The organism is Pseudomonas sp. T1.Ur (genome assembly GCF_023516725.1).
In the GTDB taxonomy this organism is placed as follows: Bacteria; Pseudomonadota; Gammaproteobacteria; order Pseudomonadales; family Pseudomonadaceae; genus Aquipseudomonas; species Aquipseudomonas alvandae.
Window position 1 is genome coordinate 5,361,534 of the sequence record NZ_JAMGSN010000001.1, and the last position, 16,285, is coordinate 5,377,818.

General features: G+C 62.2%; 11 protein-coding genes. 2 read left to right on the forward strand and 9 right to left on the reverse strand.

All coding sequences use genetic code 11. The annotated features are described in order from the left end of the window. Positions 1–11: 11 nt before the first annotated feature. From M8Q45_RS23710 to M8Q45_RS23720, 3 genes are read right to left on the reverse strand one after another with little or no spacing between them, the layout of a single operon-like run. The gene (locus tag M8Q45_RS23710) at positions 12–1,523 is read right to left on the reverse strand and encodes a TolC family protein (protein WP_249876617.1); all 1,512 of its coding nucleotides are present in this window, start codon (positions 1,521–1,523) and stop codon (positions 12–14) included. A 42-nt stretch (positions 1,524–1,565) separates the two neighbouring features. After that, positions 1,566–7,883, reverse strand: coding sequence for an Ig-like domain-containing protein (locus M8Q45_RS23715; RefSeq protein ID WP_249876618.1), 6,318 nt, complete (start codon positions 7,881–7,883; stop codon positions 1,566–1,568). A 51-nt stretch (positions 7,884–7,934) separates the two neighbouring features. Further along, positions 7,935–8,780 (reverse strand): sulfotransferase family protein, encoded by an 846-nt coding sequence (locus M8Q45_RS23720; protein ID WP_030137987.1) that lies wholly within the window; start codon positions 8,778–8,780, stop codon positions 7,935–7,937. Between the two features lie 302 nt (positions 8,781–9,082). Here M8Q45_RS23720 and M8Q45_RS23725 point away from each other — a divergent pair, with 302 nt between their 5' ends. After that, positions 9,083–9,670 (forward strand): phage tail protein, encoded by a 588-nt coding sequence (locus tag M8Q45_RS23725; RefSeq protein ID WP_249876619.1) that lies wholly within the window; start codon positions 9,083–9,085, stop codon positions 9,668–9,670. A gap of 46 nt (positions 9,671–9,716) precedes the next feature. Then, positions 9,717–10,028: a DUF6916 family protein gene (locus tag M8Q45_RS23730; protein ID WP_249876620.1), complete on the forward strand. Its 312-nt coding sequence runs from the start codon at positions 9,717–9,719 to the stop codon at positions 10,026–10,028. Positions 10,029–10,201: 173 nt separating this feature from the next. Here M8Q45_RS23730 and M8Q45_RS23735 read toward each other — a convergent pair whose 3' ends face one another. The 6 genes from M8Q45_RS23735 to M8Q45_RS23760 form a co-directional block, all read right to left on the reverse strand. Continuing rightward, a complete protein-coding gene (locus M8Q45_RS23735; RefSeq protein WP_249876621.1) occupies positions 10,202–10,765 on the reverse strand; it encodes a hypothetical protein in 564 nt (187 codons plus the stop codon). A 301-nt stretch (positions 10,766–11,066) separates the two neighbouring features. After that, positions 11,067–11,456 carry a hypothetical protein gene (locus M8Q45_RS23740; RefSeq protein ID WP_249876622.1) on the reverse strand — a complete coding sequence of 130 codons (390 nt, stop codon included), beginning with the start codon at positions 11,454–11,456 and terminating at the stop codon, positions 11,067–11,069. Next, a complete protein-coding gene (locus M8Q45_RS23745) occupies positions 11,453–12,868 on the reverse strand; it encodes a PAAR domain-containing protein (protein ID WP_249876623.1) in 1,416 nt (471 codons plus the stop codon). Before M8Q45_RS23745 ends, M8Q45_RS23740 begins: the two co-directional genes overlap by 4 nt. Next, on the reverse strand, positions 12,865–13,398 hold the full coding sequence (locus M8Q45_RS23750; RefSeq protein WP_249876624.1) for a hypothetical protein: 534 nt from the start codon (positions 13,396–13,398) through the stop codon (positions 12,865–12,867). Before M8Q45_RS23750 ends, M8Q45_RS23745 begins: the two co-directional genes overlap by 4 nt. A 291-nt stretch (positions 13,399–13,689) precedes the next feature. Beyond that, the gene (locus M8Q45_RS23755; RefSeq protein WP_249876625.1) at positions 13,690–14,181 is read right to left on the reverse strand and encodes a GNAT family N-acetyltransferase; all 492 of its coding nucleotides are present in this window, start codon (positions 14,179–14,181) and stop codon (positions 13,690–13,692) included. 7 nt (positions 14,182–14,188) lie between these two features. Beyond that, positions 14,189–16,285 (reverse strand): site-2 protease family protein, encoded by a 2,097-nt coding sequence (locus M8Q45_RS23760; RefSeq protein ID WP_249876626.1) that lies wholly within the window; start codon positions 16,283–16,285, stop codon positions 14,189–14,191.

Here is a 16,285-nt window from a genome sequence, read left to right on the forward strand (position 1 = left end):
CCAGCACTCCGTTATTGCGCCACCGGCGGCGTTGCCACCGCGATGTCCCCTTGGGCCCAGGCCGCTTCGCGGTTAGCCAGCGCAGTGGCGATCGACTGCACCTCGGTCGATTGCACTTCGTTTGGCAGCGGGTCGAGGCCGGCGCTGGCAAAGATTTGCCCATAGGCGTTGCGCAGGTCGGCGTAGGCCAGGTCACGGCGCAGGTCGGCCTGCAAGGTGTTCAGTTCGCCTTGGATCAGGTCCAATTCCCCGATGCCGGCGGCCTGATGACGGCTGCGCAATTGGCCGACGATCTGCCCATCGATGTCCGACAGTTGCTGGCTGGTCTTGAACTGGCGCAGCGCTTCGCGGTAGTTCGCGTTGGCGACGTACAACTGCGCCAGCACCGCAATCGACATGGCCTGGCGCCGCGCCGCCGCGACTTCTTCGCCGGCCTTGGCCACGTCGATCGCCGCCGGAGCAGAGATGACGTTGAACAGGTTCCAGGTGACTTTCACGCCATAGTCGGCCCAGCCCTGTTCGACCAGGAACGAGTTGCTGTCGTAATGCCCGCCGGCCGAGAACTCCAGCCCAGGCAGCAGGCGCAGCATGGCCTTGCGGGTTTCGGCGGCGGTGATGCGGGTCTGGTAATCCTGCTCGCGCAGTTCCGGCCGGCTGGCCAGGGCTTCCTGTTCGAGGCGAGCCAGGTCGACCTTGAGTTCCGGGATGGCGTATTCGTCCTGGGTGGCCAGGGTCAGCTCGGTGCCCAGCGGCAGGTTGATCAGGGTCGCCAGTTCGGTCTTGGCCAGGGACAAGGCCCGGCGCTGTTCTTCCAGCTGGCGGGTGGCCTGGATCAGCGAACGCTGGTACCCCAGGGCCTGCACGGGGTCACCGATGCGTTGCTCGCTCATGCTCTGGCTGTTGCCACGTGCCGTCTCGACCCGTGCCATCAGGTTGTCGATCTGCTTGAGCAGACGCTCGGCGGCCATGGCTCGCCAGTAGGCCGAACGCACGTCCTGGACGATCGTGTTGATCACCTTGCGCCGGCGCTCCTGCACGATCAGCCGCTGGTCTCCGGCCTGCTTGGCGCTGATGTAGCTGACGCCGAAATCGAGAACGTTCCAGACCATGGTCAGGTCCGCCACCTCACGGTCACGATCTTGAGAAGTGGACGGCTCCAGGGACTGGGTGCCGGTTTCCACGCTCTGGCTGCTGGAGGCGTTGACGTTGTTGCGCCCCACATAACCGGCATCCAGGGCCATGCGCGGCAGCATGTCGAAACTGGCCAGGTCCAGTTGGCGCTTGGCCAAGGCCTCTTCCATGATTTTCAAGCGGCCTTCAAGGTTGTACTTCACCGCGCGGGCCATCGCCTGGTGCAAGGTCAGTGGTCCACTGAGAGGCTCCTGGTCCTTGTACATATTCTGCAGGTCGGTGCGGGCGCGCTGTTCGCTGACGCTGCGATCGATCGGCTCGCTGGTGACCGCACAACCGCTGACCACCAACGCCAGCAGACTCATACCGAATAACTTCTGACTTCTATTCATCCCTGGATTGCCCCTGGCTGCCGTATTTTCTTATGGAATCCTTCAGGCCTGCACTTGGCGGGTGCCGGCCTGTTTCAAAGCCATCGCCAGGCTGTCCACCTGACGTTGCTCTGTGTCTTTGAGTTGCTGCAATTGCTGGCCCAGGGTCGGTGCGCCGAATACCCCGCGCATGCCCTGGGACGCATCGCCCCCCTTGATCGACTGGTTGTCGAACGCATCCAGCGATTCGCCATCGGAACTGGCGTCCTGGTTGAACAGGCTGGAAATCGTGCTGCTGCCGAACACCCCGCCATCGCCACCACCAAAGCCCAGGAACCCCTGGCCCGAACCATCCCCGGCGGCGTCGCTGCTGAACACCTGGGCGATATAGCTGGGCGCCAGCTCGCCCCGGTTGATGAAGATGCTGCCGATAGGATCGAGGCCACCGACATCGCGCTGCTCGAACAGCGGCGGGAAGCCCAGCGGTGAGCCCAGGTTGCCGGTCGGCGGCGTGAAGACGATCGGTTGCAACGGCACCTCGGACGGCGGGATGACCGTCACGGGGTCCGATGTCAGGAAATCCGGTGGTGGCTTCACATCGTTGGGCACCACGGTGTCGATCGCGTAGTTGTTGGACACCGCCACGCTCGATCCGGCATTGCCCGACAGGTCGCTGACGTTACCGGTGTCCAGGGCAATGAAATTGCTCGGGTCGGTGAGGTTCACCGTGGGCGTGAAGGTCGCCGTCCAGGTCTTGCCGCCGTCGCTGCTGGCCAGGTCGCTCAGTTCGCCGTTGGTGACGCTCAGGTCCGAGAGGTCGAAGTCCGTCACCGCCTCGCTGAAGGTGAAGGTCACCTGGGTCGTCTGGCCCACGCCCAGGTTCGGGTTGGCGACCACGATGGTCGCGGTCGGCCGGGTCGCATCGAGGGCATAGTTGGCGGAGATGGCGATGCCCACGCCGGCATTGCCGGCGCTGTCCTGTACGTTGCTGGCGTCGAGCAGGATCAGGTTGGTGGCGTCGTTGACACCCACCGTTGGCGTCAGGGTCGCCGTCCAGGTCAGGCCGCCATCGCTGCTGGCGAGGTTGGACAGCACGCCATTGGCGACACTGAGGTCCGACAGGTCGAAACCGGACACCGCCTCGGTGAAGCTGATGGTCACGGTGGTGGTCTGGCCGATGCCCAGCGAGGTATCGGCCACCACGATGGTCGCGCCCGGGCGCACGGTGTCGATTGCGTAGTTGTTGGAGTCGACCACGCCGACACCGCTGTTGCCCGACACGTTGGTGACACCGCTGGTGTCCAGGCTGATCAGGTTGCTGGTGTCGGTGACATTGCTCGTCGGCGTAAACGTTGCCGTCCAGGTGACGCCACCGTCGGTGGACGACACATTGCTCAGCGTCCCGTTGCTGACGGTCAGGTCGCTGTTGTCGAAGCCGCTGACCGCTTCGGAGAAGGTGATCGTCACCTGCGACGTTTCGCCCACGCTCAGCGCGGTGTCGGCGACGACGACAGTGGCGGTCGGAACGCGCGTTTCGACGGCATAGTTGGCCGAATCGGTGGTACCGGTCCCGGTGTTGCCCGCCGCATCGCTCACCCCGGTGTTGTCGAGAATGATCAGGTTGGTGGTGTCGCTCACGCCCAGGGTCGGGGTAAACGTGGCGGTCCAGGTCAGGCCGCCATCACTGCTGCTCACGGCGCTCAGCGTACCGTTGGCAACGCTCAGGTCGTCGTTGCTGAAACCGCTCACCGCCTCGCTGAAGGTGATGGTCACTTGCGCCGTTTCGCCCGGTCTCAGTGACGAATCACTGAGCACGATGGTGGCGGTCGGACGCTGGGTATCGAGGGCGTAATTGTTGGAATCGGTTGTGCCGACGTTGGCATTGCCCGCCAGATCGATGATGCCGCCGCTGTTGAGCGAAATCACGTTGCTGCTGTCGTTGACCCCGTTGGTGGGCGTGAAGGTCGCGGTCCAGGTGATCCCGCCGTCGCTGCTGCTCAGCCCGGAGATCGTTCCGTTGGCGGCGGTCAGGTCGCCGGTAGTGAACGCTGTCACGGCCTCGCTGAACGTGATGGTCACCAGGGACGTTTCGCCGGCCGCGATGGCGGTGTCGGCCACGACAATGGTCGCGGTCGGACGCACTGTGTCCACCACGTAGTTGTTGGAGTCGGTGGTGCCGACACCGGCGTTGCCCGCGCCGTTGATCAGGCCGGTATTGTCCAGGGTGATCACGTTGCTGGTATCGGAAATGCTGGTGCTCGGCGTGAAGGTCGCAGACCAGGTGACGCCGCCGTCGGTACTGCTCATGGTGCCCAGGGTACCGTTGCTGACGGTCAGGTCCGAATTGTCGAAGCCGCTGACCGCCGAGTTGAACGTCACGGTCACGATCGTCGTTTCGCCAATGCCCAAGGTGCTGTCGGCGACCACGATGGTCGCCGTCGGCACGTTGGTGTCGACCTGGTAGTTGTTGGAGTTGGTGGTCCCGGTACCGGCATTGCCCGCTCCGTCAGTGATGCCGGTGTTATTCAAGGTAATGACGTTGGACGTATCGCTGACCCCGAGGGCCGGGGTGAAGGTGGCGGTCCAGGTAATGCCGCCATCGCTGCTGCTGACCGCACTCAATGTGCCGTTGGCCACGCTCAGGTCCGAATTGTCGAAACCGCTGACCGCTTCGGAGAAGGTGATGGTCACCAGGGAGGTTTCGCCCACGCTCAGCGCGGTGTCGGCGATCACGATGGTGGCCGTCGGGCGCTGAGTGTCGACGGCATAATTGTTGGAGTCGGTGGTGCCACTGCCGGTGTTGCCCGCGCCATCCACCACGCCGGTGTTGTTAAGGGTGATCAGGTTCGTGGTGTCGGTGACGCCTGCCGACGGCGTGAACGTCGCCGTGTAGGTGATGTTGTCGCTGGTGCTCAGGCCGCTCAGGCTGCCGTTGGTGACGCTCAGGTCCGCCAGGGTGAAACCGGTCACCGCTTCGTTGAAGGTAATCGTTACCACTGAAGTCTCGCCAGCAGCGACAGCCGTGTCAGCGACCACGACGGTTGCAGTCGGACGCGCGGTGTCGATGGCGTAGTTGTTGGAATCGGTGGTGCCGCTGCCCGCGTTGCCCGCCGCGTCGGTCACGCCAGTGTTATCCAGGGTGATGAGGTTGCTGGTGTCGCTGATGCTGGCGCTTGGCGTCAGTGTTCCGGTCCAAGTGATGCCGCCGTCGCCGCTGCTCAGGCCGGTGACCGTACCGTTGGCGACCGTCAGGTCTGCGGTGGTAAAGCCTGTTATCGCTTCGTTGAAGGTGATGGTCACCAAAGAGGTTTCGCCGACGCTCAGCGAGGTATCGCTCACGACAATGCTGGCCGTGGGACGCTGGGTATCGACGGCGTAGTTGTTGGAGCTGGTGGTACCGCTGCCGGCATTGCCCGCTGCATCCGCCACGCCGGTATTGGCCAGGATGATCAGGTTGGTGGCGTCGCTGATGCTGGCGCTCGGGGTCAGCGTCGCGGTCCAGGTGATGCCGCCGTCGCCGCTGCTCAGCCCGCTCAAGCTGCCGTTGGCAACGGTCAGGTCTGCCAGGGTGAAGCCCGTGACGGCCTCGCTGAAGGTAATCGTGACCAAGGACGTTTCGCCGACGCCCAGCGCCGTATCGGCGACCACGATGGACGCGGTCGGACGCTGGGTGTCGATGGCGTAGTTGTTCGAGTCCGTGGTGGCGCTGCCGGCGTTGCCGGCCAGGTCGGCAATGCCGGTGTTGTCCAAAGTGATGAGGTTGCTGGTGTCGCTGATGCTGGCGCTCGGGGTCAGCGTCGCGGTCCACGTGATGCCGCCGTCACTGGTGCTCAGCCCGGTCACGCTGCCATTGGCAACGGTCAGGTCCGCCGCGGTGAAACCACTCACGGCCTCGCTGAAAGTGATGGTCACCACCGAGGTTTCGCCCACGCTCAACGCCGTATCGGCGATCACGATGGTGGCGGTCGGGCGTTGCGTGTCGATGGCGTAGTTGTTGGAGTTGGTCGTCCCCACGCCGGCGTTGCCATTGAGGTCCGCCACGCCCGTGTTGTTCAGGACAATGAGATTGGAGGTGTCGGTAATAGCCGCATCCGGCGTCAACGTGGCCGTCCAGGTGATGCCGCCGTCGCTGGTGCTCAGGCCGCTGAGCGTACCGTTGGCCACCGTCATGTCGGCCGTGGTGAAGCCTGAGACGGCCTCGGAGAAGGTGATGGTGACCGTCGAGGTCTCGCCAATCCTGAGGGCCGTGTCGCTCACCACGATGGACGCCGTCGGCGCCACGGTGTCGTTGACGATGTAGTTGTTCGAGTCAGTGGTGCCCACCCCGGCATTGCCGGCCAGGTCGGCCACGCCGGTGTTGTTCAGGGTGATGATGTTGGTGGTGTCGGCGATGTTGCTGGCCGCGGTCAACGTACCGGTCCAGGTGATGCCACCGTTGCTGGTGGTCAAGGTGCCAACGGTGCCGTTCTGTACCGTCAGGTCCGCCGCGGTGAGGCCGGTCACGGCTTCGGAGAAGGTGATGGTCACCGTCGACGTACCACCGGAGTTCAGGTTGGTGTTGGCCACCACGACGGTCGCGGTGGGCGGCGTCTCGTCCGGCACATAGTTGGTATTGATGGTGCCGCCATCGCCGTAGACGTTGGCCACTGACGCCGGTGAAACCCCTGCGGTACCTGCACTTGTCCCGCCTACGCCACTGCCGCCGACGTTGCCGGCCAGGGCGGCGAAGTTGGCGGCGGTGATCAGGATCGAACCTTTGTTCCAGATGGCGCCGACACCGACGCCGCCCGCACCGCCCGCCTGGAGATAGCTACCGCCGGCGCCACCGCCGCCACCGCCACCACCCGCGCCGACGTTGTTGGAAATGACCGAGTTGCCGATGATCCGCAGGGTCGCGCCGGTGTCGTTATAGATACCACCCACCGCACCGCCGCCGTCGCCGCCGAAGTTGTCATACCCGTCACCACCGCCGCCACCGCCAATGGACAAGCCACCGCTGCTGGCCGTACCGCCGGCCGAACCGGTGCTGTAGCCCGGATAGGCCGCACCGCCCGCGCCACCCGTGGTGGAACCGCCACGCCCGCCAATGTTGAAGAAGCCGCCGCCCGCGCCGCCCTGTCCGGCCGTGCCGTTGGAGCCCGTTGAGTTGAGCGTGTCGCCGCCCTTGCCGCCGATACCGCTACCGACCGCACCACCGCCACCGCCGCCGCCACCGGCGTACTGCGGCGTCACACCGCCACCGCCACCGCCGCCTGAAGCGGCGTTCGCGGTGACCGTAACGTTGCGCAGGGTCAAGGTGCCGGCGTTGTAGATGCCGCCGCCCTGGGACACCAGCGCATCGTCGCCGCCATTACCACCGTTGCCTGCCACCATGCCCCGGGTGATCACCAGGCCATCGAGGGTGGCCGTGGTGCCGGACGTCACTTGCATGATCTGGGTGCGGTTCTGGCCGTCGAGGGTCACGTCGGCGACGTTGTCATTGTTCAGGTCACCATCGATGGTGACGTTCCTGTTGACCACCAGCACCTGGGTCAGGGCGACGGTCATGCTGGTATTGAACGTGACAATGTCGCCGCTCTGCGCGGACGCCAGGGCGGCACGCAGGGAGCCCACGCCGCTATTGAGGTTGTTGGTGGCGGTCCAGGTGGCCAGGCCCCACTGGTAGTCGCTCATGGCATTGGCCGACAGCACGTTGGCGCTTTCGATGCTGCCGGTGGCGATTTCCAGGTTCCAGTCGCCCCCCAGGCCGGTGCGGTCGTCTGACGCGGCCACGTCCCGGCCGGTGAGCTGCGCCAGCGAGTTGACCAGGCTCATGCCGCGGTCGCCTTCGGCCGTATAGCAGCCATAGATCAGGATATCGCCGCCAGCGTTCATGTCCTGGCCGATCTGCGCCAGCACTTCGCTGCGGGCCTGGACGTTATCCGCCGACAGGTAGCTGTTGCCCAGCCACAGATCACCGGCGTTGCCGTGGGCGATGATCTGCACCGAGCTGACGCCCTGGTGGGTGTCCAGGTAATCGGCGATCTGCTGCAAGCCGTCCTTGGTGCCATCGAGCTGCACCACCTCGGTACCCGGCGCCACGCCTTGCAACAACTGGGCGGAGTCCTTCACGCGGGAGTCGACGAACACCACGGACTTGCCCGGGACGGCCGCCTCGGTGGCATCGGTCTGGCCCTGGGGCGCATGGGTATCGGAAGGCTGGTCCGCCGTTGGCGTCTTCGCCGCGTCGGCGGTCGGGTGCGCGTCCGGCTGCGCGGCATCGGCCACGGTCGCGGCCACCGCGCCGTCGAAGAGCATTCGCGGCTCCAGCGACATGATCATTGGCGATGCCAGGGCCTGTGCGCCCTCGGTTACCCGCGATTTGCCTTTGCTCCACCACATGACGATCACCCGGACTCGAACTTTCTTAAACGCAAATGATAAAAACCGCGATCAACTGATCGCGGCGTCGGCTTTCATGCGAATGACATTGGCGGCACTGGCCGTGCCATCGCGCCAGAACGACAATTCGGCATATTTATCGAACAGATCCGGCGGCAGCAGCGTCCGTCGGGCTTGCGGTGCAACCTTGGGCTTGACCTTGTGCAGGCCGGCAACACCCAAGGCCTGATCGAAGGCCGGGGCGTCGTAGGTCAAGTGATTGAAGTCGTGCTCGAACCACGGTTCGCCGATGAATTCGTAGACCAGTCGCATGACGCGTTCAGGCGCCTGGCTCAGCAGGTCATAGTCAACGATCAACAGCGATTCGGCGTTCTCGCCGTAATAGGCTTCCTTCAGCGCAGTCCAGGCGAACCCCACCAGGCGGTTGCGCTGGGCCAGGGTTTCGCAACGACTGTAGACGGTGTTGCGCTCGTCATCGTCGTTGAACAGCTTGGTGTTTTCGAAGGGGTTGGCGCGGTAGAGCCGCTCCAGGCTGTCGAGGATCCAGGCGACGTTGCGCACGCAAGCGATGGTCTTGGCTTGGGGAAACAGGTCCTGCAGGGCAGGCAGGCGCGCGCACCATTGGCGGTTGGTGTCGAAGATGACCGGCTTATCGGATTTGTCGGCGTAGTAGGAATCGAAGAGGCCGCGCAGCAGGCGGCGACGCAGGTCGGTGTCGATCACCGAACCGAACTCGCTGCCGGCACTGCACTGCTGCAAGACGCTGCTGAACAGCGTACCGACGGGGCTGGTCATGCCGGCGTGGAAGCGCGGGTTCTGCAACAGAATGGCAGAAAGCAGGGTCGAGCCAGAGCGCGGCAAACCGGAAATAAAGTGAAACTGCGGCAATCCATTCACCTTGTTTGTAGTCCTTTGTAGCCGAAGCGTAGCCGAGGAAAAAAACTTCGACTAGTGGTGTTTTGATATCAAGCTCGTCAAATCCTGTAAAAAAGATGGACGGTATCGAGGCCTCCAAGACGTGAATCGATTAAGCCAGCCGAGCCGGTTTTTTCATTCGACCCACCCGGCAAAATCAGACATCCCCGTCTACGCTCAGCCGTGCGTGACCAGGCCAGGGAATGAAGGAGTCGGGCTGATCGCACTCTTGTCCTTCGCGTGCCAGGCATTGCAAGACCCATAACCCGAGGGACGAGGAATCTATGGAAGTATTCATCGGCACTATCCAATCATTCGCCTTTAACTTTGCACCCAGGGACTGGGCCCTGTGCAACGGGCAGACGCTCGCCCTTTCCCAGTACCAGACCCTGTTCGCGCTGATCGGCGTAACGTACGGCGGCAACGGCCAGACCACCTTCATGCTGCCCAACCTGCAGGGACGCATGCCCGTCGGCCAAGGCAACGGGCTGGGCCTGACTCCGCGGGTGATTGGCGAGGTTTCCGGCACGGAGAATGTCAGCGCAACGCTGAACAACCTGCCCAACCACACCCACGCATTGACCGGCATTACCGCCGCCACCACGCTGCAACTGGCGAACCCGGCCAGCAACCCGGTGAACACGCCGACGGCCACCAACTCATTCATCGGCACCTCGGGCACCGGGCCCGGTTCGGCGGCGATCTATTCCGATCAGCAGGGCGCTTCGCCGGTGCCATTGCAAGGCGTGACCACGGTGGTCAGCGGCACGGTTTCCCCCACCGGCGGCAGCACGCCGATGGCGATCATGAACCCGTTCCTGGCGATCAATTTCAGCATCGCGCTGCAAGGCTATTTCCCATCCCGCAACTGACCACCCGCCGGAAGGCCTCGGCCTTCCGGCCTTTGGGAGCTTCGACATGCTGCAACAGGTTCACAGCCGCCATTTCCAACCACTGCTCGGCCAGACCAGCCACCTGACCTTGCCCGACGGCAGTTGCCTGCCCGTACGGATCGAAACCCTGGAAGAAGCACCCCGGGCGAAAATGCCCAGCAGCGAACGCATGCCGTTCAGCGTCGAATTCAACAGCCTGGAAAGCACCGACTTCGTCGATGGGCTCTGTGGGTTGGAAGTACCGGAATTGGGCAGGCTCGAAGGGGTGTTCGTATCACGGGTACCGCCGATGGGACGGGATCCGGCGGTGGGGTATTTTTATATTGCGTTTAATTGATGGGATTTAGTTCAGCCTGTGAAGCTTGCCTGCGAAGGTATCGGTCCGGACCGATCGGGGCACCTCGGGAAGGTGAAGGCCTGCTTTGCAGGCCAGCGGGAGCAAGCTCCCTCGCCACGGGGGACCGAGTGGATGGAGGATGGCCATCGCGAGCACGCTTGCGTTGACTCACCTCAGGCAAGCAGGAACGCTCCGCAGATAACGAAAAACCAAATGATACTTCCCACTGCAATCCAGGCGTAGTTTGAAAGGGTCAACTTAGCGTTCTGATGCCCCTCCGGATCCATTTCTAGGTGGTTGATAGCTGTTTGGACGCGAAGCAAGAGAAAGGATTGGAAGATCAGGAGCGCTAACATTATAGGAAAAACAGCCTTCGGATTAATCCCGATAATACAAATATAAGTACTTATACCTGCAGCTAACATTATGCCCACCATGAGGTTGTGCGGATGCCAGCTATAATGCCTCTTTGAAATACGCAGCTGCCGGTCTATTTTCATGAATAAGGAGTACAGGAAAAATATGCCCAGTACCGTACGACCTACCGGCCAGATTTTTGCGCCCACGGCTAATCGATAGGCCTTCCAATTTCTATAGTTCCAATAAATAAAATAGTACCCAAAGGTCATACACAGCATAATGACCAGCTTGTTTTTTCCTACCACGTAAAACGTGGGTATCGCACTGCCGAGCTCTACCTCTGTGCAGCATGGGGTGGTTTTTAAATGTGCGCTCATAAATAAGTCTCGAATCCTGTTTTACGAAGATGATTGCAAACAGCAAATACTATCTTTGCGGCCATATTTAAATTTCCCGCCTTCAGTAAACCTGACTCGCTCACAAGCCTCCTCAGAGCCCTCGTTGCACACAGCCTGAACCGCCAGCACAGAAGACACCCCACCAATCCCAATACAGATACCCCCGGCGTTCATGTAGCCTCGATACGCTTGGCATACCTCGATAACTGCCCCTCCTTGTTCCAATGAGCGATCAGGCTTCAGCTCGAAATGCCGAGGTCGTTTTTTCTGATTGATCGAATCACCTAAATGTTATGAGCACGGCTGCGATTAGCATCCAAATGACGGCTGTGATCATCACCGTCACCTTGACGATCAAAAAACGCTTCAATTCAGCCGGGAAGTTTTTGACATCCACCGGGTCCACATCTCCAAACTGAATAGACGCTTTGGGCCATACCACCATCCCGGCAATTGAGGTGACCAACACACACCCTCCGATCCACCCTCGACTCCGCCATGCGGGGCCCCAAATATATATATATCGGCTGTTTTTCAAGGCCTCCATCATTGCGTCCAGATGTCGGTGGCTCAGGTACAAAGTGAATATAAAACCAAGAAATCCCAGCAGGCTCGGGCCGCCAGCAACGATGATTGCAATCCACGGCGACCAAGTATCGATGCCGCTCATGGAACTACGGCTTCATAAATTTTCTCACCAGCATATTCGCCTCCGACGCCACCGAGCGTCGTACCTCCCCATGCGCCAGTCCCCACCAAGGCCGCAACACAAAGCACCCCCCCAATGCCATATGTACGGAGGCCGATCGCCAAGCAGAGTCGAGCACCGGCATATTTGGATACCGTCGCACCACCCAATGCACCGCCAAAGGTAGATCCGACAAATTTTCCCCCTTCTGTAAACCTGATTTGCTCACAAGCCGATTCTGAACCCGCATCGCACACAGCCTGAACCGCCAGCACCGAAGACACCCCACCAATCCCAATTCCGACATACCCACCCATCTGCATATATTTCGCAGCACGACTCGTCGCCTCCACATGCGTGGCATACCCCGGTATCTGCCCCGGCGCGCCAGCCTTGTTCCAATGATGAACCAGACTGCGGCTCGAAATGCCAAGAGCGGTTTTCAGCTTGGGGTGGTCGCCCAGTGTCGTATGGCCGCGCAGGCGGGTGGAGTTCAGCAAGTGCGCATCCAACTGGGCGAGCAGGAGTTTGCGTTCGGCAAAGAATTGCGCTGATTTGAGATGGCCGTGCTGGCGATAACTGTCCTGATGCAAGCGCTCCATGGCTTGCAGGGTGTCGCGCAGGCTGGTCAGGTGTTTTTCCATCACCACGGCGCTGACGCCCAGCCAGGTCGAGGTCTGGCCGGTGAAGCTGGCGATCTCGGCGGCGTGGCGGTGCATGAAGTCGGCTTGTTCAGCGGTCAGGTCTTCGAGTGCGGCATTGACTGTTTCCGCTGCCGCCATCACCTGCGCTTCTTCGCGAGTACATTGCAGGTTGTTCGGGTCGCTCAGCACGATCATCGAACCCGCTTTGACCACATCGCGGTGGGGGTTCAACGCTCGGAATTTGCGCAGCACCTGCGGGTCGGGCGCGGGGAATAGCGTGGCTTCCAAGGCTTCGCGACTCACGCTTTTAGGGACGACGTAGAAACCCGGTTCCTGAGGTTCCAGGCGGGTGGATGCTCCGAACGGCAGGTAGCTTGATGGGCCGAAGGTCGAATGACCCGGTGCAGCTGAGGCATGGGTCGCGGGCTGTGGAGCCGGTTGAGCGGCGCGGCTGGCTTGTGGTGCAGGGCTGCCGTTCCTGTAGCTGGCCGTGAATACGGAGGGGAGCAGTCGCGCGTTACAGGGGCAGCTACTTTGGCTGTCCAGCGTACCTGCCATGAGCCGGCCATTGCTGGTCATGTGGGTTATACCGCCGATAATCCGATACGTTTTGCCATCCTTGCCGCACGTAACCCGGTCACCTTCACAGGCATGAAGGAGGCCGTCCAGACTGAAGCTGGCATCCCCATCCAGCACCTTCCCACCACAGGTCGTTTCGTCACCGAGTCCAATGTAATAACCCCGGTTCATTGGAGGGCATCCTTCATCTCATCCGATCGTAGGTCGGTACCCTGCACCTGTTCAATCGGGGGCAGGAAGTCATCCGCCATCGGCACGCCTTCACGGGCAATGAGCAACAGCGCGCCTTGTGGCGTATTGGTGATTTCATCACCATTGCTCAGAACGCTACCTACCAGCGCAACATGGCTGTTGCCCTCGCCTGCGCCAGTGACGATCCGTGCGGTGCGGCCATCGGGATACACAACCTGATCGCCCTTGCACGCCGCGCGGACCAGGTGCCCGTCCGCCAACGGCAACTCCAGCGGTGCCGTACCTTGCTGGAGTACCCCACCGTCGCGGGTCTGGCTGCCTTCGGTGGCGACTCGGTAAATGGCGACCGGTGGATGAGCCTGGGCGTACGCCTGTTGTTGGTTAACGCTCGCCAGAGCGTGCTCGTCGAAACCGGCAAGTTGCTGATCAGTGAAAGGTGAGTCGTCCAGGCGATGGAGATATTCAGCGGATACTTCGTTGGTATAGGCAAGTTGCAAGGACGCGTGCATTTTTCAAGGCTCCTACTCAGGGGAGTCGTTCGCTTGTCCTCTGCCAAGCCGAACGAATTTCAGAGCCATGGATAAAACGTTGCATGACGGGCAAGACGCAATCCCAAAGGGTATGGATTTGGAACGATTAGGAAACGTCCTAGGCAAAAAACCGATTCTTCCTACGCTTCGGAGGGCTTCATTGCAGGGTTTGCTTGGAAAGCAAGGGATGGCGGCGCGGAAGTTACGGGTACACCGCCTTCGCGAGCAGGCTCGCTCCCACAGGGGTTCTTAAGCGTCTGTAAGATCGGGTCAATTGCCCTTCGGATACCAGACCAATCGTTCCGCCGCGGGGTTACGTTCTTGCACTTCGAAGCCCAGCGCCAGGTAGTGTCGGCGGGCGTGGGGGTTGCTGGCCCAGACCACCGTCGCCACCGGGCAGCGGATCTGTTGTGCGGCTTTCTGTACGCCTTGCAACACTGCCCGGCCATAGCCTTGCCCACGGGCCTGGGGGACGAAAGCCAGGTAGAGGACGCGGATTTCGTTAGGGCCGAAATCGGTGCTCAAGGCGCCGATGGCGGTGCCGAGTTTTTCCACGACGTAATGCATGGCGTTGGGGAAGTTGTCGCCCAGGCCCTGCTCTTGTATCTCGAACTGCTGGGCGATCACTTGCTGCACCTGCTCGGGATCACCGTCGATCCATTGCAAGTCCGGCCGCGCCGCTTGGTACAGGCCCTGCAGGAACGGACCATCGCTGACCCGCGATGGACGTACCACCAATCCTTCTGCCGCCACTGCTTCCATGTTCACCTCAGAACCCGCTTTCCCTGACGCCCAACGCCGCCAACCGACGCCAGGTCGCGCCCAATACCGACTCGCCCTTGCCCTGCAGCACCGCCACGCCACGCAGCGGCTGCACCGGGGCGGATGTGTCGTCCACCGCACTGAGCCGCACACCGTATTGCGCCTGCACCGGCTCGGCCCGTTGCTGCGAATCGCGGCGCACGGCGATCGGCCCGTGGTGGTCGGAGGTCAACGCCTGTTGCTCGACCCAGGCCACGCCGTTGGTGTCGATTTCGTTCAGTTGGACGGCAATCGAGGCGTGCATCGGATCGTCCGCGATAAACCGTCCGGTGGCACCGGGCGCGACCCGCCAGAGTTCGGCTTCGGTGAGGTAGCCGCGCAAGCGGGAACCGGCTTGCACCACCCGCGCCAGCGGCTGCGTGGGCGATAACCAGCGCCCCACCGTCAAGTCCGCCAGCAGGTCGCGTACCTGCCCGGCGTGGGGCGCACGCAACAGCAGGCGTTCACGCTGGGCAACCAGGCCTCGATAGTCAGCCACGGCTTCGGCCAGTTGCTGTTCGACAATGCCGGCATCGGCGGCGGTTTCACTGCGCCCGGCCTGACGGCGCATCTGCAATTGCTGGATTTCGATTTCCCGACGGACAATCGCCAGGCGCGACGCCATGTCCGGCGACTCCAATTCGATCAATACATCGCCCTGGGCCACGACCTGGCCGTCACGGACATTCACCTGCTTGACCCGCGCCGCCACCGGCGCATGCAAGGCGCTGGCGCGACCGGCCTCAAGCATCGCCGGCACTTCCACGGCATTGCGCCACGGCAGCAGCAGGCCCAATAGCACGACCAGCAGCACCAGACAGGTGAGCAACACGCGCGGGCCATGGGCCTGTTCTCGGCGGCTCCACCATTGCCGTCCTTCATTCACGATGGGCATAAAAATGAACCAGACCAATTCCACCAACATCAAGAAGATGCCCAGCACCTTGAAGAACAGGTGATAGACCGCCAGGGCAATACCGAAGAACAACGCCGCACGCCACAGCCAGGAACCATAGCCCCACACCAGCAAGCGCCGGCGCATTTTCGGTGACCAGGGTTCCGGGGCGGCAGCGCCATAACCGAACAAGGCCTCGCGCAAGCGCCAGCGACACAGGGCAAATGCCCGGCCCTGGAGATTGTCCACAGCCCACAAATCGCTGAGCAGGAAGTAGCCGTCGAAGCGCATGAAGGGGTTCAGGTTGATGATCAGCGTGGTGATCCACGTGGCGCTGGCCAACATGAACGCTGCCGTGCGCGCCGGGCCGTCGGGCAACAGCGACCAGGCCAGCAATGCGATGCAGGCCAAGAGCAACTCCGCCAGCACGCCGCCCGCGCCGATCAGCAACCGGGCCCGACGATCATTGACTCGCCAGGCGTCGCTGACGTCGGTATAGAACATCGGCAGCAGCACCATGAACGCCACGCCCATGCTTTGCACGCGGCAGCCGGCACGCTTGGCCATGAACGCATGGCCGAATTCGTGGCACAGCTTGGCAAAGAACAAGGCCACCCCGAACGCCAGCGCACCGCCGAGGCTGAACAGGTGCGGAAACGTCGCCAGGAACCGCTGCCAGTCCCTGGACACCAGGAAAATACCCAGGCCCAGGGTCAGCGGTATCCCATAGCGCAGGACGCCGGGGCCGAACCGTGCCAGAAAAGGCCAGGCACGATTGAGGAACGCATCCGGACGCCACAGCGGTATGCGGAAAAACAGGTATTGATGCAGCAGGATTTGCCACAGGCTCTGACGCTGGGAAGCAGTCTTGTTTTGATAGCTGTCGCGTTGCTGCGGGTCCATCGCGCTGATCAGGTCATGGCCGCGCAAAAAGCCCAGCAATTGCTCCAGCGATTCACCATTGAGCGGCAGGCCCGGTTCGCGGTTCGCCGCTCGCAGTACCTGCTCCGGGTCCCCCAGGGACCAGTGCCGCAACATGCGCATCGCCGCCGCGCCCAGCTTGAAATAGCGTCCGCGTACCGGATCGGCCAGGGTCCATTGCGGCGAGCCATCCGGGTCGGGGGCGGCGGGCGACAATTGCAGGTCCGACCGCAGGCTCGGCAGGTCCAC

What these genes read in the sequence shown, in the direction of transcription:
- M8Q45_RS23750 (WP_249876624.1), bottom strand. Translation starts at nt 13,398, where the DNA reads ATGCACGCGTCCTTGCAACTTGCCTATACCAACGAAGTATCCGCTGAA.
- M8Q45_RS23755 (WP_249876625.1), bottom strand. Translation starts at nt 14,181, where the DNA reads ATGGAAGCAGTGGCGGCAGAAGGATTGGTGGTACGTCCATCGCGGGTC.
- M8Q45_RS23725 (WP_249876619.1), top strand. Translation starts at nt 9,083, where the DNA reads ATGGAAGTATTCATCGGCACTATCCAATCATTCGCCTTTAACTTTGCA.
- M8Q45_RS23710 (WP_249876617.1), bottom strand. Translation starts at nt 1,523, where the DNA reads ATGAATAGAAGTCAGAAGTTATTCGGTATGAGTCTGCTGGCGTTGGTG.
- M8Q45_RS23745 (WP_249876623.1), bottom strand. Translation starts at nt 12,868, where the DNA reads ATGAACCGGGGTTATTACATTGGACTCGGTGACGAAACGACCTGTGGT.
- M8Q45_RS23715 (WP_249876618.1), bottom strand. Translation starts at nt 7,883, where the DNA reads ATGTGGTGGAGCAAAGGCAAATCGCGGGTAACCGAGGGCGCACAGGCC.
- M8Q45_RS23735 (WP_249876621.1), bottom strand. Translation starts at nt 10,765, where the DNA reads ATGAGCGCACATTTAAAAACCACCCCATGCTGCACAGAGGTAGAGCTC.
- M8Q45_RS23730 (WP_249876620.1), top strand. Translation starts at nt 9,717, where the DNA reads ATGCTGCAACAGGTTCACAGCCGCCATTTCCAACCACTGCTCGGCCAG.
- M8Q45_RS23740 (WP_249876622.1), bottom strand. Translation starts at nt 11,456, where the DNA reads ATGAGCGGCATCGATACTTGGTCGCCGTGGATTGCAATCATCGTTGCT.